The organism is Stenotrophomonas sp. YJH_SMC_138, from assembly GCF_059369855.1.
In genome coordinates this window covers 201,121-218,856 of sequence record NZ_JCAFTB010000008.1, presented here as the reverse complement: position 1 = coordinate 218,856, position 17,736 = coordinate 201,121, and the positions used below count along the sequence as shown (strand labels likewise).

Here is a 17,736-nt window from a genome sequence, read left to right as displayed (position 1 = left end):
TAGCGAGCCGCCCATTATAGCCGGCTTTTCCGCTTCGTCAACACCTTTTTTCAAGGCCGTCTCACCGGAGTGGACGTTGTTGCCGATGCTGCTTCGTCGTTGGGCCCGAGGGCCTTTCGTCGTTGCGAGCCGCCTATTATGCCGGACTTTTCGAGTCCGTCAACACCTTCGTTCGATCAACTCGTTCGCCGGTGGTGGCGTCGCTGTTCGCGTGTCGTTTCCGGGGAAGCGATGCGCTGCAGCAAGGGAGCGAATTCTAGAGATCCTGCGGATTTCGTCAAGGCTTTTTTGCAGCGTGATGACAGAAGCACCACGCCATCACGCATGACGTACGCTCGAAGATCACTGCGGCGTTGCCCGCGCGTTGCGCGGTCAACGCCGCAACCCTAATCAATGCAGGGATGCACAATGCAGGGATGCACAGTGGAGACAGCACAATGAGCATGCAGGTGCGGCGCGCGTGGTGGCGCGATCTTTCGATGCCGGCAATCGTCGCTGGCTTCATTACGGTACTGGTGGGCTTCGCCAGCTCGGCCGTGATCGTGTTCCAGGCGGCACAGGCCGTCGGTGCCGACCAGGCGCAGATCGCCTCCTGGATGTGGGCGCTGGGGCTGGGCATGGGCGTGACCTGCATTGGCCTGTCGCTGCGCTATCGGGTGCCGGTGGTGACAGCGTGGTCGACCCCGGGTGCAGCGATGCTGGTGGTGGGTGCCGGCGGTGCTTCGCTCTCCGAGGCCACGGGCGCATTCCTGCTGGCCGCCGTGCTGGGCCTGCTTGCGGGTTTCTCGGGGGTCTTCGCGCGACTGATGCAACGGGTACCGATGGCGCTGGCCGCCGGCATGCTGGCCGGTGTGCTGCTGCGCTTCGGGCTGGATGTGTTCGTCGCCATGAACACCCAGCTGGTGCTCGCGCTGGCAATGTTCGCCACCTGGCTGGCCGGGCGCCGGCTGTTCCCGCGCTATGCGGTGATCGCCACGTTGCTGGTCGGCATCGCCGTCGCCGCGAGCCGTGGCCTGCTGCACGCCCAGCAGGTGCATCTGCAACTGGCGATCCCGCAGTGGGTGACGCCCTCGCTGTCGTGGACCGCCGTGGCCGGCATTGCCCTGCCCCTGTTCGTGGTCACCATGGCCTCGCAGAACATTCCCGGTGTGGCGGTGATGCGCGCGTCCGGCTACGACGCCCCGGTGTCGCCGTTGATCGGCTGGATCGGTGTAGTCAATACGCTGCTGGCGCCGTTCGGTGCGTATGCACTGAACCTGGCGGCGATCACCGCCGCCATCTGCATGGGCCGCGATGCGCACGAGGATCCGGCGCGCCGCTACACCGCAGCGATGGCGGCCGGCGCCTTCTACATTGTCATCGGGCTGTTCGGCGCCACGGTGGCCGCACTGTTCGCAGCCTTCCCCAGGGAGCTGGTGGCCTGCGTGGCCGGTATCGCGCTGTTCGGCACCATCGGCAACAGCCTGGCCAGCGCCCTGGCGGTGGAGCGCGACCGCGAGGCTGCACTCGTCACCTTCCTGGTCACCGCCTCGGGGGTCTCCCTGGCCGGGATCGGTTCGGCGTTCTGGGGACTGCTGGCCGGTGCGCTGTGCCTGCTCGTGTTGCGGGCACGGACAGCGGCCTGAGCAACCCTATCAGGCCGGCATGATCAGGCCGCCATGCGGGCGACGGTATTGATCACCGCGTTGGCCGCCATGCCGATCACCACCGCCCACACGCTGGTGCCGCCACGACGCTGCAGTTCGGCACGGATGCGGTTGTGCTGCCCGGCGTGGGCAGCCTTCACTTTGCCCAGCAGTCGCGTGCAGTAGCGCAGGTACAGGGTATTGGCGGTCACCGCGATGGCGAACCGAGGCACCGCCAGCAACGCCACCGTGAGCAGCGGGTTGGCGCGGGCCGCCAGCAGCGCGATACCGATCAGGACCAGCTCGAAGAGGATGGCTGCCAGGTACATCTTCCGGTGCAGCAGCCAGTACGTCGGCACCAGGAAGGCGGGCCAGTGCCACGGTCGCGGCGGCTTCGGCACCGGGCTGCCCAGGTGCCAGCGCTGGCGGTAGAGCGCCGCGTTGGGGCCGACGAGGAGGTTCAGGTAGTCCGCGTCGGACGGAGCGGGCGCGTCGTCCACCTCTGTGGCGGGCGCAAGATAGGGATTGTCATCCGCCGGGGAAACCGGCGGAGTATCCAGATGATTCATGTCGGCGATTCCTTGCCCAGGATGATCCCGCGGTAGCGGCAGCCACCGCTGGATCTGAAGCCTTCCCGGCCTCAGCCTGCCAGCGCCTGCCCCACCAGCATCATCGCAACGACGGCGATGGCCACCACCGCCGCCACCAGTGCATTGGTGTCACCCCGTCTGGCCAGCTCGCTGCGCAGGCGCGCCTCGTCATCTCCCACCAACGCGCGCGCGCGGGCGATCTCACGCTGGCAATGCGCCAGGTACCAGCGGTTGGCATACACCGCGGCGGTGATGTTGATGACGAGGGTGATGACCGTCGACACGCCTTCCGGAACGCCCAGCAACGCCTCGGCGATGCTGAAGAACACCAGCACGCCGGCCCAGATCGCCGCCAGCCGGTACATCCTGCGGTACACCATCCAGATCACGCCGATCAGGAACGCCGGCCAGTGCCAGGTGCCGTTGCCGTCGGCAATGCCCTGGTCGAGCCGCCAGCGCTGTCGATAGATCGGGAAGTTGCCGCCGACCACGGCGGCGTACAAGGCGATGTCGCCTTCCAGCTGCGGCGCGGTCGCGGCCACCGGCGAAGCTGCCGGCGCACGATAGGGGTCGGACGGATCAGCGGTCGATGCGCCGCTGGCGCTGACGGCCTGCGCCGGTTCAATCGACGGCGGGGTCGGATCCATCGGCGCCACCGAAGGATCCAGCTCGGCCAGCGGCCGCCACGATGCCATTCCTTCCCGCCACATCAGCGTACGGGCGGTTACCGTGCCGTCCTGCTGCAGACGGCGCAGCCCGGCCAGGTCCACCGGCCCTTCGCTCTGCTTGCTGTTGGCGTACCACCACTGTGCGTCCTGCATGCCATCCATTCCTGTCGATCCCATGGTTACTCCGAACACCCCGCCACGGCCTGCAGCGGTTCACTGGCCAGTACCTGCACCAACTGGTGGCGCGCGCCGGGTGCAAGGGCAATCTGCTCCGGCCCGGCATTGGCTACTTCCAGGCACACGTAATCGTGCCAACCGTCGCCGACATCGGCCATCTTCGCCGCCGCCTCCGCGCCCGGATTCCACGCCACCAGGGTCTGGCTGCCTTCGCTGCGGATCTCGATCCGCCGCTGCAGGACGGGATCGCGAAGCACGTAGTGGCCACCGGCACCGGTATAGATGCGGTCGCTGCGCCCCGGATCGCGCGGGTCACGCAGCGACCAGGGCCCCTGCTGCCGGCGCAGCTGCGTGTAATCCTCGTACTTGTCCAGATAGTGCAGGCCATCGAGGCCATCAACCTCGACACGACGGGCATCGCCTACCCGGAAGTAGCTGTGCAGGGCCTGTGTGAAAGCCACCGGGGACGGGCCGGTGTTCTCGGTGGTCAACTGCTGGCGCAGCTGGCGACCGATGCGCAGCTGCATCTGCAGGCGCAGGCCACACTCGGCAATCGACAGGGGCGCCAGCTGCAGCTCCAGTTCACCGTCATCGTCCTGGCGGGCCTGCAGCAGCTCCCAGCGCGCGGTGCGTACCAGGCCGTGTGCCGGCACGTCATCACCCTGGCCCTGGCGACCGAACCACGGCCAGCACACTGGAACGCCACCCCGGATCGGCGTGGGCAGCCCGGCCCGTTTCGGCGACAGCCACAGCAGGTCCGGCTGCCCCTCCGGGATGAACGACAGCAGCTGTCCACCGAACACGCTGATGGCCGCGGTGGCGCTGGGCGTGCGTATCTGCCAGGCCTCGAGCCCGTGGTACAGGCCGGTGCTGATGTCCGGGTTCGACTGCATGCTATGACGCTCCTTGAAGACCGCGGCGATGATGTCGCGGCCAGCCTGTGATCGGCAAGGTCTAGCGGGTGGCAGGCGTCCCTGCGGCTGCCTCCTGCTGCAACGCGCGCAGGATGCGCTGGCCGGCGCGCCCATCCGCATTGGCCCAGCCCAGGCGCTGCTGCTCGGCCTGGATCGCGCGGCGCGTGGCGGTGCCGATCATGCCGTCGGCGCTGCCGATGTCGTGGCCGCGGGCCAGCAGCAGGGTCTGCAGCTGGCGGCGTTCATCGCGGCCGATGCCGGGATCATCGGTCGGCCACGCGGTGGCCAGGCCGGTGCCGCCACGCAGCTGGTCGGCCAGCGTGGCGATGGCCAGTGCATAGCTTTCGGCGGCGTTGTAGCTGTAGATCGCATCGTAGTTGCGGAACACCAGCAGCGCCGGGCCCTTGATGCCGGCCGGCAGCAGCAGGGCGGCGCGCGCGTCGGCCGGCAGATTGGGCGGCACCAGCGCGCTGCCATCCAGCGCGGTCACGCCCTGCACGCGCCAATCGGCGAGGCCTCTACGTTGGGTGCGGCCCGCCTGGCTGGCATTGAAGCCGGGGGGAACACGGACCTCCATGCCCCACGGTTCGCCACTGCGCCAACCCGCACGCTTGAGGTAGTTGGCGGTGGACGCCAGCGCGTCGGGAATGCTGCCGACCAGATCGCGGCGGCCATCGCCATCACCATCGACCGCGATACGTGCGTAGGTGCTGGGCATGAACTGCGTATGCCCGAAGGCGCCGGCCCAGGAACCGGTGAGCCCCTGGGCCTGCAGGTCGCCGCGGTCGATCAGCTTGAGCAGCGCCAGCAGTTCGCCACGGAAGAAGGCCTGGCGGCGGCCGGCGCAGGACAGCGTGGCCAGCGACTGCAGCAGCGGGCGCTTGCCGAAGACGCGGCCATAGTCGCTCTCCACCCCCCAGACCGCAACGATGGTGGCCGGGTCGACGCCATACTGCGCGGAGACGCGATCGAGCAGATCGCGATGTTGCTGCAGCAGGGTGCGGCCATCATCGACGCGCTGGCGGTCGACCAGCGCGGCCAGGTAATCCCAGATCGGCGTGGTGAATTCCGGCTGTGCGTCCAGCAGTCCGAGCACGCTCGGGTCCGGCGTGAGCCCGGTGGTGATCTCGTTGAAGCGGTCGGCGCCGATGCCCTGGGTTGCGGCGGTGGCCTGCAGGCCCGCCAGGCAGCGGCTGAACGCCGGATCGTTGCTGGCGGCAGGGGCCGCAGGCAGCGTCGGGGTCGACGCGAGGGCGGCCGCCAGGCCGAGCGTGGTCAGAATGGGCATGGCGTCCTCCGTGTTGCCGTTGCACGGCCATCTTAGGGGCAGCAGTGCGGCCGAACCTGAAGGGGCACCGGCTGGCCGTCCCCCCTAGGCAACGCGCAGCAGGCGCAGGCCATAGGCGGGACTTTCGGCATCCCAACGCTGTGCGACCTGCAGGCCCGCCTGCTGCAACAGCGCGTCGAAGCTGTCATCGGTGTACTTGTGGCTGTACTCGACGCGGATGGGTTCACCGGCAGCAAAGTGGAAGGTGCGGCCACCGAGGTGGACGTCCTGCGGCCACTGGCTGACCAGGTCGGTTTCGATGCGCAGCCGCGCGGTGTTGTAACGGGCGCGGTGGCGGAATCCATCGAGATCGAAATCGCTTCCGATCTCGCGGTTGAGGCGGGCCAGCAGATTGAGGGTGAATGCCGCAGTGACGCCCTGCGCATCGTTGTAGGCCGCTTCGATCAGCGCCGTGTCCTTGTGCAGGTCGATGCCGATCAGGGCCAGGCCGTCGCGGCCCATCGTCTGACGCATCGCCCGCAGCAGGGCGACGGCCTCCGCTTCGGCGAAATTGCCCAATGTGGAACCGGGGAAGAACAGCAGCCGTCGCGCGGGTTCGCGTTCGGGCATGGGCACGGCGACGGCGCGGGTGAAGTCCGCGCAGACCGGCAGCATCTCGACCTCGGGCAGCGCCGGCGCCAGGTGGTCGATGCTGGACAGCAGTGCGGCCCGCGAGATCTCGATCGGCGTATAGGCCACCGGATCCTGCAGCGCGGCCAGCAGCAACGCGGTCTTGCGGCCACTGCCGCTGCCCAGCTCCACCACATGCAGGCGCGGGCCGACCACGCGCGCGATATCGGGCAGCACCCGCGCCAGCAGCGCCAGCTCGGTGCGCGTGGGGTAGTACTCGCGGGTCTGGGTGATCTGTTCAAACAGACGCGAGCCGCGGGCATCGTAGAAGTACTTGGAAGGCAGCTGCCGCGATGCGCATGACAGACCGGCCAGCGCATCGGCCAGGATCTGCTGGCGGCTGGGGGTCAGGTCGGTCAGCGCCTGCAGCGCGTCATGCACCGTGCTCATATGAGGTCCCTGGCCAGGCGCAGTCCGGAGAACTGCCAGCGCGCCGGCGGCATGAAGAAATTGCGGTAGCTGGCGCGCACATGGCCACGGGGCGTGGCACAGCTGCCGCCGCGCAGCACCCATTGCCCGCACATGAACTTGCCGTTGTATTCGCCGAGGTTGCCGTCAAAAGAGCGGAAGCCCGGGTAGGCACCATAGGCGCTGGCGGTCCATTCCCAGACATCACCGAACAGCTGCCGCAGCCCACTGCCCCCGGCTGCCTGCGGGTGCAGGTGATCGTCATCGGCGAAATGACCGCGCAGGGGCTGCGACGCGGCGGCCGCTTCCCACTCGAACTCGCTGGGCAGGCGCGCACCGGCCCAGCGGGCGCAGGCATCGGCCTCGTAGTAACTGAGGTGGCAGACCGGCGCATGCGGATCCAGCTCGCGCCAACCACCCAGGGTGTACTCGCGCTGCAGGGCATCATCCCAGTACAGGGGGTGCTGCCAGCCTTCGGCTTCTCGCAGCGCCCAGCCTTCGCTGAGCCACCAGCGCGGTTCGCGGTACCCCCCTGCCTCGATGAAGGTGCGGTACTCGGCATTGCTGACGGGACGCTCGGCCAGGGCATGCGCGGGCAGCAGCACGCGGTGCTGCGGCGATTCGTTGTCGTAGGCAAAGGCGGCGTGCCGGGGCCATGCCGCGGCACCGACGGTGACAATGCGTTCGGGCGATTCGATCCAGCCCTGCGTCGCGGCGGTGCTGGCAACGGGCCGCAGGTCGTCGCGATACGGTGGCTGCAGTGGATTGCACCAGAACGCATGCTTGATGTCGGTCAACAGCAGTTCCTGGTGCTGTTGTTCGTGCTGCAGACCCAACTGCAGGTGGTGCAGCGCCTGCGCGTCGAGGTCACCGGCTGCCAGCCGTGACTGCACCTGCATGTCGATCTGTTGCCGGTAGTCGCGCACCTGCTGCAGCGAGGGCCGCGACAGCAGCCCGCGCTGCGGCCGCGCATGCGCCGGGCCGATGCTCTTGTAATAGCTGTTGAACAGATAGTCCCAGGCCGGGTCATGCGCGGGCGTGGTGGCGAAACCGGCCAGCACGAAGCGTTCGAAAAACCAAGTGGTATGGGCCAGGTGCCACTTGCTGGGACTGGCGTCGGCCATGCTCTGCAGCATGGCGTCCTCGGCACTGAGCGGCGCGGCCAGCTGCAGGCTGCGCGCCCGCACCTGTGCAAAGCGGCGGGCGAGATCGCGCTGCGGGGCAGCGACGGCGGTGGGTACGCTGTCCATGCCGGAAGCATCGGCGCAGGACGGTGAGCGCAACGTCATGGCACCACATCACCACGTTCACATGACAGCGGGCACGCGCATTCAAGAAGCGCGTGGGGACGCCGCTAACGGCAATGTTGCGGCCGCATCGTCACCGCACTGGACTTACCGCGTGCCCCTGCATCCGCTCCGCCAGCCTGCGCATTACCTGTTCGTGCTGCCCGCCGTGCTGGTCGTCCTGGTGCTGTGGATGGCGCTGGGCACCGAGGATGTCGCCAGCCCGGCGCAGCGCATCCTGCCCTGGCTGCTGGCCTGTCTCGGTGCAGGCCTGGCCCTGCTCTACCACCAGATGCGCACGTTGTGCCTGCTGCTGGTGGTGGCGGTGGTATTCGCCCTGCTGCACCGGGACGTCGGTGGCTACCTGCGCAGCGGCCATGTCGACGCCCTGACCCCGCTGCGCTTCCACGCGATCTCGGCGTGGGTGCCGCTGCTGTTCGCCGGACTGGCACTATGGCCGGAACGCGGACGCCGACGCCAGGACCTGCTGCTGCGCAGCGTAGTGTGCGGCGCGGCGCTGATGATCTTCCTGCTGCTGGCGGCACAGCAGCCGCAGGGGATGCACGATCTGCTGTCGAACCGTCACTGGGCCTGGATTCCCGCCAACTGGAACGCGTTGGCGCAGTTGCCGGCGCTGCTGTTCCTGCTGGCGACCGCAGCATTGGGCTGGCAGGCGTGGCGGCATCCGAGGCCACTGCACACGGCAATGCTGCTGGCCCTGCTGTGCCTGTGGTGGATGCTGCCGCGGATCTTCCTGCAGCCGGTGCTGCTGCCGGCGCTGAGCAGTGCCGCCCTGCTGCTGATGCTGGGCGCGATGCTGCAGGAATCCTTCCACATGGCCTTCCGCGATGAGCTGACCGGCCTGCCGGGGCGACGGGCGTTCAACGAGACCCTGCAGCGGGCACGCGGTACCTACAGCATCGCGATGGTGGACGTTGACCACTTCAAGTCATTCAACGACACCCATGGTCACGACACCGGCGACGATGTGCTGCGCCTGGTGGCGTCGCGGCTGGCGCGGGTGGGCGACGGTGGCCGTGCGTTCCGCTATGGCGGCGAGGAGTTCGCGGTGGTGTTCCTGGACCGGCCGGCGGCAGCCTGTGTCGATGCCGTGGAAGCATTGCGGCAGAGCATCGAGGACACCCGCATGCAGCTTCGCGACCGCAGCACCCGCAGCCGTGACGACGAAGCCGGCCGCCAGCGGCGGGGACGCGGTGGCAGCGGCCAGGTGGTACAGGTGACGGTGAGCATCGGGCTGGCCGACAGCCGCGTGGATCCGCGGCCGATGGCCGTGGTCAAGGCCGCCGACCAGGCCCTGTATGTGGCCAAGGACGGGGGCCGCAACCAGGTGCGCGCGCACGGCGGCCAGCGCGTTCTGGCAGCGCACAGCGCGTAGTGCTCAGACCGCGTCGAGGTAGTACCAGCGGCCGTCGATGCGTTGGAAGCGGCTGTGCTCGGTCATCCTCACCGCGCTGCCGCCGCCGATGCGGTAGCGCGCGGTGAAGCGGACTTCGGCGCTGTCAGCACCAGTGACAGTGTGCTCGTGCACGGTCAGGCCCAGCCAATGGGTGCGCTGGCCGGGGGCATCGTCCAGCGACAGCTCGGCCGGACGCGTGTCCGGATGCCAGGACTGGCGCAGGTAGTCAGCCAGGCCACGCACATAGGCGCTGTAGCGCGAACGCATCAGGTGCTCTGCATCAGGCGCGGCTTCACCGGCATGGAAACGGCCACAGCAGGCGGCATAGTCGGCGGGAAGGCCACAGGGGCAGGGATCGGCGGGTTTTCGGCTCATGCCGGCATTGTCGCCGGGTTGCCGGGATTGATCCACGCGGGGCCGCAGTCGCCCGGAGCAGGACAGGCGTATGCTGTCGCGCCCCCTCCTTGATTGATCGCCGTGCTGGAACTGGTTCCCCCTGAGTTGTGGTGGCTGGTGGTGATCGCCTTCATCGCCGGCCTTGTGGATGCCGCCGTCGGTGGCGGTGGCCTGGTGCAGCTGCCCGGCCTGTTCACGGTGCTGCCGCAGCAGACGCCGGCGATGCTGTTCGGTACCAACAAGTTCAGTTCGATGTTCGGTACCGGTGCGGCCGCCTGGCGCTATGCGCGCAACGTGCGCTTCCCGTGGAAGCCGGTACTGTTCGCGGCCGGTACCGCCTTCATCTTCTCCTTCGCCGGGGCCACCGCGGTGAGCCTGCTGCCCAAGGACGCGGTGCGCCCACTGGTGCTGGTGCTGCTGATCGCGATGCTGGCCTACACGTTGTGGAAGAAGGACTTCGGCGCGTTGCACCGGCCGCAGGAGATCGGCCGCCGCGAACTGGCGATCGCGCTGGCGATCGGTGCGGCGATCGGCTTCTACGACGGCTTCTTCGGGCCGGGCACCGGCAGCTTCCTGATCTTCCTGTTCGTGCGCTTCTTCGGCCTGGATTTCCTGCGTGCGTCAGCGGCGTCGAAGGTGGTGAACCTGGCGACCAATGTGGCGGCAATCTCGTTCTTCGTACCGACCGGCAACATCCTGTGGCTGTTCGCGCTGCCGATGGCGGCGGCCAACATCATCGGCTCGGTGGTGGGCACGCGCCTGGCGTTGAAGGGCGGCACGCCGTTCATCCGCAAGTTGTTCGTGGGGCTGGTGGTGGTACTGATCGCGCGGATGGCGTGGGATACCTTCCGCGGTGCGTGAATGCGGTTGCCGGCCAGCGGCCGGCACTACCGGGTCATGAACGCTGCCCATGGGTAGTGCCGGCCGCTGGCCGGCATCCCCATTCAATCGACCGGGTCAGGCTTCGGCTTCTTCCGGTTCGTTGGCCTGCTGGCGGCTGCGCTCGGGCAGCTTCAGGCGCTTGCCTTCTTCGTCGTACTCGATCAGCAGCACGCCGGAGTCGTGGCGGCCGCTGATCTCGACGAAGCAGGCGCCACCGATGAACGGCTCCAGCGTCATCACCGACTTCAGCGGGGTGGCGACCACCATCTGGAAACCGAAGTTGTCGAAGATGTTCATCGCCAGCGCGGTGAACTCGTTGTCGGCCTTGTCGAAGGCTTCGTCGAGCACGACGGCGGCGTAGCTGGGCAGCTGGCTGTCGGCGCCGCCGAGCTGGTAGCGCAGTGCCGCAGCCAGGCAGGTGGTGGCCAGTTTCTGGCGCTGGCCACCGGACTTGCCCGCGCCACTACGGTAGATCTCGACCTGCTGGCGCGTTTCCGCATCCAGCTCGACGCCGATGAACTCCACGTGCATGCGTACGTCCAGCACCAGCTCGCGCCAGCGCTTGTCCTCGCCTTCCTGCGAACCCAGGCGGTTGACCAGCTGGCGCAGCACGGTGAACTGCGATTCGGCCAGCTCGCGCTGCTCGGTCTGCTGCTGCGCCAGCACCTCGCGCAGCTGCAGGTGGAACTCGCCGACTTCCGGCAGGCGGCGGTCGCTCAGTTCGATGGTCAGCAGCGTGCCACGGTTGAACGGCACCTGCTCCAGGCTGGCGTTCACTTCGTCCAGGCGCTGGCCGATCGACTTGCGGGCCTCGGCGCTGTGGCGCTGCAGGGCCAGCAGGTTGTTCTTGCTCTGGTTCTGCAGCAGATCGAAGAAGCGCTCTTCGTGCTGCGGCAGGCCGTCGCGCTCCAGGCGCTCGAGGCGGGCAAGGAAATCCTCGGCCGAGGCCACCGATACGGTGAAGTCGCCCGATTCCTCCGGCCACTGCTGGATGAAGCGACGGAAGCAACCGATCAGCTGGTTCTCGATGCGGTTGAGGTCCTGCTGCGAGGTCGACAGCTGCTCGTTCAGCGCGTTGCTGACCTGGCGCATGTGCGCCTCCAGCGTTTCCAGGCTGAGCGGGCCCTGCTCCTGCAGGCGCTCGGCGAGCCCGGCTTCCTGCTCCTGGGCCAGGCTCGGCAGCACCAGCGCACGGCTCTGCTGGCGGGCGCGGTCGAGGCGATCGCGCTCCTTGACCAGCTGGCCGCGCTCGACGCGGACGTCTTCATAGGTGCGGCGGGCCTGCTCGATGTCGGCGCGCACGGCGTCGATCTGCTTGGCCAGCTTGGCCAGGTCGGCATTGCCTTCGCGCAGGTCGCGCAGGGTGGCCTCGATATCGCTCAGCCGCTGCTGCGGGGCGGCGATGTCGATCTCGTTCCAGCTGATGCTGACCAGCTCGTGGCAGGCCAGCCGGCGCTCGTTGTCGCGGTCACGCTGGCCGCGCAGGCGCGCGATGTCGGTCTCGCAGCTGGCGATGCGCTTGGCCAGTTCCTGGGCTTCGCGCTCGAAGGCGCCCACCTTGTCGTGGTTGTTGAAGCCGAGGATCCAGCGACGGCGGTCGCCCACCGCACTGCGGTCGTCCTTCTCGAAGCGGTCGCCGGGATGCTTGACCTGGCCTTCTCGGGTGATGCCGCGGTCGACGTTGCGCAGCTGCTTGGCATCCACGCACTCGTAGTCGAAGCGCTTGCCGAGCTCACGGCGCAGCCAGCTTTCGAATACGTGCTCGCGCAGCTCCAGCTTGTGCAGCAGCGACTTCGCCGACGGCTCGCGCGCGAACGCATCATCGTTGCGGCGCACACGGTAGTAGGTGAAGCGCATGCCCAGGTGAGTGCGATTCACCCACTCGGCGACGTCGTTGTAGTGCTTGTCATCGACCAGCAGCGACAGCGCGAAGCCACCCAGCACACGCTCGATGGAACCCTGCCAGCCCTGCTCTTCCGAGCGGACCTGGATCAGCTCGCCGACGAACGGCAGCGCCGCCTCGGCAATGCCGGTTTCCTCGGCCAGGCGCGCGCGCAGCTTCTGCATCGGCGCCGGGATGTTGGAGGGCGTGCGCTGCATCGCTTCGAGTTCCGCACGGACTTCGCCGAAACGGCGCTCGTCATCGCGCTTGCCACCCAGGCGATCGCTGATCGCATCGTCCAGCGCCGAAGAGGCACGCTGGCGGTCCTGCAGTTCGTTCTGCGCACGCTCGACCAGCTCGGCGAAGCCGTGTGCGTCGTCCGGAAGTTCAGCCCCGAGCTGCTGCGCGGCCAGGCTTGCCTGCTCGCGCTTGGCTTGGCGGCGGTCACGCTCGGCTTCGGCGCGGCCCTGCTCGCGTTCCAGTTCCTCGATGCGCTCACCGCCCTGCTGGCGACGCTGCAGTTCCAGTTCGGCCAGGCGCTCGGTGTGGTTGTCCAGTGCGGCACGGCGCTGGGCTTCTTCCCCGAGCAGGCCACGGTCACGCACGTCCATCTCGCGCAGGCGCGCCTCGATCAGCGCCTGGCGGCGGCTTTCACGGAAGCTGTCGACGCCAAGCTTGAGGGCTTCGTCGTCGCCGCGCCGGCGGTGCATTTCCTTCAGGTCGTTGTAGTAGGCGCGTGCCGGCAGCAGGGTCTCCACCTGGCGGCGGGCGGTGACCACGGCCTGGTGCGCGCCATCGAGTTCGGCGAAGTCGCTGACCAGGCGCTCGGCGGCGTCGAAGGTCTTCGGCGTGTCGAGCATGAAGTCGCGCAGGAAGACGTTGAGGTCGCCCAGGTTCTTCGCCGACTGCGTCTTGTGCAGCAGGCGCAGCGCCATCTCGTTGTCGATGCCGAGCAGGTCGCGGAAGCGCTCGGCGTAGCCGGAGAAGGTGTCGAAGTGGTGCAGGTCGGACAGCTTCTGCTTGAGCTTGCGCAGGTCCAGGTCGAAGCCGCCAAGATCCTTGGCGATGTCGAACGGACGCTCGGCGATCATGTAGTGCTTGCGCACGTCACCGGCCGAGGTTCCGTTACCGGAGATCCACAGCAGGCGCACCAGGCTGACCACGCGGCCATCGCCGGCGCGGTACTCCAGCACCAGCGCAGTCCAGGTCGCGCCCTTGCGAAGGTACTGGGTGGCGATTTCGCCGGTGCCGCTGTCCTGCTGGTCGGCCCACGCGCCACGCACGTAGGACACCAGGTTGCGGTCGCGGCCACTGCGCTCGGCTTCACGCGCGGCGGCGTTGAAATCGACGATGGCCGGCGGCGTCAGCAGCGCGGACATGGCATCGAGCAGGGTCGACTTGCCCGAGCCGGAACGGCCGACGAACAGGAAGCCACGCTCGGCGATCGGTACTTCGGTCAGTCCGTTGAACGTGCCCCAGTTGTGTACCTGCAGGCGACGCATACGGAACTGCTGCAGGCGCGGGTCCGGCAGGCCTTCGTTGAACAGGGCGGGAGTGTGCTTGGAGATAGCCATGCGATGGTCGGGTCTCTCAGGCCTCGGCGGCCGGGGTTTCACGCAGCTGGCGGTAGACCGCCGAAAGCTGGGATACGTCTTCGGCGGAGAACAGCAGCTTCAGCGCCGGCGAGACTTCGTGGCGGTCTTCCTGGCCGCTGAGGCGGGTCAGGATGTGGTTGTCCTTCATCTTCTGCACCGCCGAGGCGACACGGCGGTTGAAGCCGGCGCGGTCGGTGGACAGGTTCTTTTCGTAGATGGCCAGCGCTTCGGCCATCTCGGCGTCGGCGACCACCGCGCGGTTGCCGCGCGCATCGGCCTCGGCCAGCTGCTGGCGCAGGTACAGCAGCAGCACCGAATCGATGAAGGTCAGCGGCGAGGTGCGCAGCAGCACCGGCGCATCCACGTCTTCGGTATCGGCCTGGCGGGTGAAGGCCACGCCGCTGTCACGGTCGAGCACCAGTTCCAGGAACAGGTCCGCCAGCGAGGAGCGGATGGCCGCCTCGCTGCGGATCAGTGCCGGCCACAGCTTGGCGTGGCGCAGCTGGTCGATGCTGGGGCCGATCAGCAGCTGGCACAGCGCGCGGCGTGCATCCAGCGGCAGGCGCCCGGTGTCGCCGAGGTAATACACGTCATTGCCACGGCGGGGCTGCGCCACGGCCGCCACCGGTTCGGCTTCGTAGGCGTCTTCCGCCACGTCGGCCTGCGGTGCGTCGATGGGATCTTCATGCCAGCTCATGGCGTCTCTCCTGGGTGAACCAAACCAGCGGGATGCGGGCGCGACGGACCTGGCCGTCGCCACCACGCCATTCGGCAAGCTCCTGCTCACCAGCGATCACGTTGCCGAAGCGCGTGCCCAGCGACAGGTAGCCGATGACGCTGCCGAGCCCCTGCGGTGCTTCGCGCTGCGACAGTGCCTGGGCGATGCTGAGCCGCGGCTGTGCATCGAGCAGGTCGTGCAGGTCGCGGCGCAGGGTGCGGAAGTCGATTTCAGACGAAGCGACCAGATCACCGACGCTCTCCAGGCTGATGGCTGCGGCGTCGTTGTACTCGACGTTGCCATCGACCTGGGCGCTGCGCGGATCGTGCAGCTTCCACTGCGACCACGAGCGCAGGCGGCTGGTGGTCAGCTGCAGGTCGCGGCCGATGCCGCGTTGTGCGGGGAATTCGTCGCGCAGGGCCAGCGCTTCGGACTGCGCCTGCTTCAGCAGCTGGTTGAGGCGGCGCTGTTCCAGATAGCCACGGCTCTGCACGAAGCCACGCAGGCTGCGCGCGAAATTCTGCAGCACGTCGTGCACCTGGCCACCGCGCTCGAGCATGGTGCTGGTGAAGCCGCGCAGGAAGTTGCGTTCATTGCGGTCCAGGCGGCGGGCGAAGCCACGCGCCAGCACCGCTTCCAGCGCGGCATCGAGCTGGGCGCTCTGTTCGGCGTCGTTGAGCAGGCGCCAGAAGGCCTGGAAGCTGCGACCGGCATCGCTCTCGCCGATCACATCCACGCCTTCGAACAGCTGCGACAGCACATCGCCGCGCTCGCCCTCGTCGTCGATGATGCGTTCGCGGAAGTCGCGGTTGAGCTGCTCGAAATCGTCGCGCACGCGACGGAAATCCTCGGTCAGCTCGTCGGCCAGGCCGATGATCTGGCGCGCACGCTCCAGCGCGCGCTTGCCATCCAGCGCGACCACGCGGCCGGCACCGACGCGGGCGATCTCGGCGTCGATGCGGTCGCGCTCGTCGCGCAGTGCTGACAGGCGTGCATCCGGGTCGGACTCGGTCTGCGCGGCCAACTGCGAGAGCTGTTCGATGACCAGCGCCAGGCGGCTTTCGGTGGCGGCCACGCGCGCCTGCTCAAGACCATCGGCGAAGCGGATGGCCTGCAGTGCCGCAGTCGACAGCTCGTACTGCTCCTGGTCGGCGCCTTCGGGCAGGCGGCGTTCCAGCCAGCCCTGGGCCAGCCAGTGCGCGATGTAGGCCTGCGCGGTACGCGGCAGCTCACGCGACAGTTCGTCCCCGTTGAGCTGGTCCAGCGCACGCTGCAGGCGCTCGTTGAGCACCGACGACGGCAGCGTGCGCTCGCCGTCCATCAGCAGCCCCTGCAGCAGGCCGATGATTTCCGGGGCGTGGTCGGCGGCAAGCAGCTTCCACTGGGGCTGTTCGCGCAGATGGCGATAACGGGAGATGCGTTCGCGGTGCTTCATGCAGCGAAAGGAGTCATGAGGGCTGGCGGGGACGAGCAGCCGCCCGCGGCGGCCGCGCGGGCAGCCGTGGGCATGCCGGCCCGCAGAGGCCGGCGCAGTGCGGTCAAGCGGCTCAGCGCTTGCCGCCCACTTCGATGAAGCGCAGGAACTCGGCGCGGGTACGCGCGTCGTCGCGGAAGCTGCCCAGCATCTTCGAGGTGACCATGCTGACGCCGCGCTTGTGGATGCCGCGGGTGGTCATGCATTCGTGGGCACCTTCGACGACCACACCGACGCCGATCGGCTGCAGCACATCCTGGATGCACTGGGCGATCTGCGCGGTCATCTTCTCCTGCACCTGGAAACGGCGGGCGTAGGCTTCGACGACGCGGGCCAGCTTGCTGATGCCCACCACCTTGCCGGCCGGCAGGTAGCCGACGTGGACGCGGCCGATGATCGGCGCCATGTGGTGCTCGCAGTGGCTTTCGTACTCGATGTCACGCAGGACGATCAGTTCGTCGTAGCCGGCCACTTCCTCGAAGGTCCGCTCCATGTAGGCGCGCGGGTCGTCGCGGTAACCGCTGAACCAGTCGCCATAGGCTTCGGCGACACGGCGGGGGGTATCCAGCAAGCCTTCGCGGGACGGGTCCTCGCCGGCCCAGCGCAGCAGGGTGCGCACGGCATCCTCGGCCTGGTCCTGGGTCACGTCGCCCTGCGGGGCGGCCTTTTCGTTGTTCTTGCTCATTGCGTACAGCGTCCCGAACGGGGGGCGAGCATCGTACCCGACCGGGGGGTGGGTCGTCCTGTTGGTCGGGTTCATCGGGGGTCTCTTCCGGCGCCTCGGTGCTGCTGAGCGAGAGGAGGAGGGGCAGGCCGGGCAGGACACGCCGCAAGTACGTCCCTGTAGGCTCGGCCACGGCATCCATGCCGTGGACGGTCCTGCCCGGCCTGCCCCTCCCCCTCTCCGACGGTTTCCTGCGGGCGCGGCCGGACCGCCCGAAAGCGGGGGCAAAAGCGGGGGTTCATGACTTCGGAAGCACCGCGGGCCGCTGCTGCGGTGGGTGCGGGCCGTTGGTCCGCACTGCTCCTGCCTTTAAAGAGCCAACCCACCGCGCTCGCGGGGTGATGGGAGGGCAGCGGGGGCCGGGCGGGGCAGGACCGTCCGCGGCATGGATGCCGCGGCCGAGCCTACAGGGACGTACTTGCGGCGTGTCCTGCACCGTCCGCCCCCCGCTGCCCCACCCGACACCAGGCAGGCGCAACGCTTTCCCCGCTACACCCCCATTCAGAAAAACCTATTGATAGGAATGAAATTAGTAGTATCCTATCTATCTCTTATGGACCGACCCCTCGACGAGCGCACCGTGCTGCAGATGCAGCTCAGCTCCGGCCTGCTGTACGCAGGGCGGCAGTGGCAGCGCCTGGCCGACAGCCGGCTCGGCAGCTACGGCATCTCCACCGCCTGCACCATGCCCCTGCTGATGATCGGCCGCTCCGGCGGTGGCATCCGCCAGGTGGCGCTGGCCCAGCAGCTGGGCATGGAGGGTCCTTCCCTGGTGCGCCTGCTGGACAAGCTGTGCGCCAGCGACCTGGTCCGCCGCGAGAGCGACGCCAGCGACCGCCGCGCCAACCTGCTGTGGCTGACCGACGCGGGCCATGCGCTGGTCAGCGAGCTGGAAGACCAGTTGATCGGCCTGCGCCAGGACGTGTTCGGCGAGCTTTCCATGGATGAACTGCACGCCGTGCTGAAGGCATGGCGCCTGCTGGCCGAGGCCGCCGACCGCATCACGTAAGACCGCTGCCCCCG

General features: G+C 68.2%; 15 protein-coding genes. 4 read left to right on the top strand and 11 right to left on the bottom strand.

Going from position 1 to position 17,736, the window contains the following annotated elements; genetic code table 11:
* Positions 1–437: 437 nt before the first annotated feature.
* Positions 438–1,625 carry a benzoate/H(+) symporter BenE family transporter gene (locus tag AC5P7I_RS16985; protein WP_046433322.1) on the top strand — a complete coding sequence of 396 codons (1,188 nt, stop codon included), beginning with the start codon at positions 438–440 and terminating at the stop codon, positions 1,623–1,625.
* A 23-nt stretch (positions 1,626–1,648) separates the two neighbouring features.
* Here the strand turns inward: AC5P7I_RS16985 and AC5P7I_RS16980 are convergent, their stop codons facing one another.
* From AC5P7I_RS16980 to egtB, 6 genes are all read right to left on the bottom strand, one after another.
* The gene (locus AC5P7I_RS16980) at positions 1,649–2,194 is read right to left on the bottom strand and encodes a DUF2628 domain-containing protein (protein ID WP_014648914.1); all 546 of its coding nucleotides are present in this window, start codon (positions 2,192–2,194) and stop codon (positions 1,649–1,651) included.
* 71 nt (positions 2,195–2,265) lie between these two features.
* Entirely contained in the window at positions 2,266–3,036 is a 771-nt protein-coding gene (locus AC5P7I_RS16975) for a GYF domain-containing protein (RefSeq protein ID WP_262087893.1), read from the bottom strand.
* A gap of 26 nt (positions 3,037–3,062) precedes the next feature.
* Complete coding sequence (locus AC5P7I_RS16970; protein WP_262087894.1) at positions 3,063–3,953, bottom strand: D-hexose-6-phosphate mutarotase; 891 nt, start codon at positions 3,951–3,953, stop codon at positions 3,063–3,065.
* A 61-nt stretch (positions 3,954–4,014) separates the two neighbouring features.
* Positions 4,015–5,262 (bottom strand): lytic murein transglycosylase, encoded by a 1,248-nt coding sequence (locus tag AC5P7I_RS16965; RefSeq protein WP_262087895.1) that lies wholly within the window; start codon positions 5,260–5,262, stop codon positions 4,015–4,017.
* 84 nt (positions 5,263–5,346) lie between these two features.
* Positions 5,347–6,321 carry an L-histidine N(alpha)-methyltransferase gene (gene egtD / locus AC5P7I_RS16960; RefSeq protein ID WP_197575451.1) on the bottom strand — a complete coding sequence of 325 codons (975 nt, stop codon included), beginning with the start codon at positions 6,319–6,321 and terminating at the stop codon, positions 5,347–5,349.
* The gene (gene egtB, locus AC5P7I_RS16955) at positions 6,318–7,589 is read right to left on the bottom strand and encodes an ergothioneine biosynthesis protein EgtB (protein ID WP_262087973.1); all 1,272 of its coding nucleotides are present in this window, start codon (positions 7,587–7,589) and stop codon (positions 6,318–6,320) included. The genes egtD and egtB overlap by 4 nt, the downstream gene beginning before the upstream one ends.
* Positions 7,590–7,740: 151 nt before the next feature.
* Here egtB and AC5P7I_RS16950 point away from each other — a divergent pair, with 151 nt between their 5' ends.
* Positions 7,741–9,021, top strand: a complete 1,281-nt coding sequence (locus tag AC5P7I_RS16950) for a GGDEF domain-containing protein (protein ID WP_075076415.1) — start codon at positions 7,741–7,743, stop codon at positions 9,019–9,021.
* Between the two features lie 3 nt (positions 9,022–9,024).
* Here the strand turns inward: AC5P7I_RS16950 and AC5P7I_RS16945 are convergent, their stop codons facing one another.
* A complete protein-coding gene (locus AC5P7I_RS16945) occupies positions 9,025–9,417 on the bottom strand; it encodes a YchJ family protein (protein ID WP_041863982.1) in 393 nt (130 codons plus the stop codon).
* Between the two features lie 102 nt (positions 9,418–9,519).
* On the opposite strand from AC5P7I_RS16945, the gene AC5P7I_RS16940 reads away from it, so the two are divergent.
* The gene (locus AC5P7I_RS16940) at positions 9,520–10,299 is read left to right on the top strand and encodes a sulfite exporter TauE/SafE family protein (protein ID WP_032960169.1); all 780 of its coding nucleotides are present in this window, start codon (positions 9,520–9,522) and stop codon (positions 10,297–10,299) included.
* Positions 10,300–10,395: 96 nt separating this feature from the next.
* On the opposite strand, the gene AC5P7I_RS16935 is transcribed toward AC5P7I_RS16940, so the two are convergent.
* The 4 genes from AC5P7I_RS16935 to folE form a co-directional block, all read right to left on the bottom strand.
* The gene (locus AC5P7I_RS16935; RefSeq protein WP_262087896.1) at positions 10,396–13,776 is read right to left on the bottom strand and encodes an ATP-binding protein; all 3,381 of its coding nucleotides are present in this window, start codon (positions 13,774–13,776) and stop codon (positions 10,396–10,398) included.
* A 16-nt stretch (positions 13,777–13,792) separates the two neighbouring features.
* Positions 13,793–14,494, bottom strand: coding sequence for a DUF4194 domain-containing protein (locus tag AC5P7I_RS16930; protein ID WP_005421303.1), 702 nt, complete (start codon positions 14,492–14,494; stop codon positions 13,793–13,795).
* The gene (locus AC5P7I_RS16925; RefSeq protein WP_032960145.1) at positions 14,481–15,950 is read right to left on the bottom strand and encodes a DUF3375 domain-containing protein; all 1,470 of its coding nucleotides are present in this window, start codon (positions 15,948–15,950) and stop codon (positions 14,481–14,483) included. The genes AC5P7I_RS16930 and AC5P7I_RS16925 overlap by 14 nt, the downstream gene beginning before the upstream one ends.
* A gap of 112 nt (positions 15,951–16,062) precedes the next feature.
* Entirely contained in the window at positions 16,063–16,674 is a 612-nt protein-coding gene (gene folE / locus AC5P7I_RS16920) for a GTP cyclohydrolase I FolE (protein ID WP_004141296.1), read from the bottom strand.
* A gap of 592 nt (positions 16,675–17,266) precedes the next feature.
* On the opposite strand from folE, the gene AC5P7I_RS16915 reads away from it, so the two are divergent.
* Positions 17,267–17,722: a MarR family winged helix-turn-helix transcriptional regulator gene (locus AC5P7I_RS16915; RefSeq protein WP_012481667.1), complete on the top strand. Its 456-nt coding sequence runs from the start codon at positions 17,267–17,269 to the stop codon at positions 17,720–17,722.
* The last annotated feature ends 14 nt before the right edge of the window (positions 17,723–17,736 follow it).

What these genes read in the sequence shown, in the direction of transcription:
- AC5P7I_RS16935 (WP_262087896.1), bottom strand. Translation starts at nt 13,776, where the DNA reads ATGGCTATCTCCAAGCACACTCCCGCCCTGTTCAACGAAGGCCTGCCG.
- AC5P7I_RS16980 (WP_014648914.1), bottom strand. Translation starts at nt 2,194, where the DNA reads ATGAATCATCTGGATACTCCGCCGGTTTCCCCGGCGGATGACAATCCC.
- AC5P7I_RS16985 (WP_046433322.1), top strand. Translation starts at nt 438, where the DNA reads ATGAGCATGCAGGTGCGGCGCGCGTGGTGGCGCGATCTTTCGATGCCG.
- folE (WP_004141296.1), bottom strand. Translation starts at nt 16,674, where the DNA reads ATGAGCAAGAACAACGAAAAGGCCGCCCCGCAGGGCGACGTGACCCAG.
- AC5P7I_RS16970 (WP_262087894.1), bottom strand. Translation starts at nt 3,953, where the DNA reads ATGCAGTCGAACCCGGACATCAGCACCGGCCTGTACCACGGGCTCGAG.
- AC5P7I_RS16915 (WP_012481667.1), top strand. Translation starts at nt 17,267, where the DNA reads ATGGACCGACCCCTCGACGAGCGCACCGTGCTGCAGATGCAGCTCAGC.
- egtB (WP_262087973.1), bottom strand. Translation starts at nt 7,589, where the DNA reads ATGGACAGCGTACCCACCGCCGTCGCTGCCCCGCAGCGCGATCTCGCC.
- AC5P7I_RS16965 (WP_262087895.1), bottom strand. Translation starts at nt 5,262, where the DNA reads ATGCCCATTCTGACCACGCTCGGCCTGGCGGCCGCCCTCGCGTCGACC.
- AC5P7I_RS16945 (WP_041863982.1), bottom strand. Translation starts at nt 9,417, where the DNA reads ATGAGCCGAAAACCCGCCGATCCCTGCCCCTGTGGCCTTCCCGCCGAC.
- AC5P7I_RS16975 (WP_262087893.1), bottom strand. Translation starts at nt 3,036, where the DNA reads ATGCAGGACGCACAGTGGTGGTACGCCAACAGCAAGCAGAGCGAAGGG.
- AC5P7I_RS16925 (WP_032960145.1), bottom strand. Translation starts at nt 15,950, where the DNA reads ATGAAGCACCGCGAACGCATCTCCCGTTATCGCCATCTGCGCGAACAG.
- AC5P7I_RS16930 (WP_005421303.1), bottom strand. Translation starts at nt 14,494, where the DNA reads ATGAGCTGGCATGAAGATCCCATCGACGCACCGCAGGCCGACGTGGCG.
- egtD (WP_197575451.1), bottom strand. Translation starts at nt 6,321, where the DNA reads ATGAGCACGGTGCATGACGCGCTGCAGGCGCTGACCGACCTGACCCCC.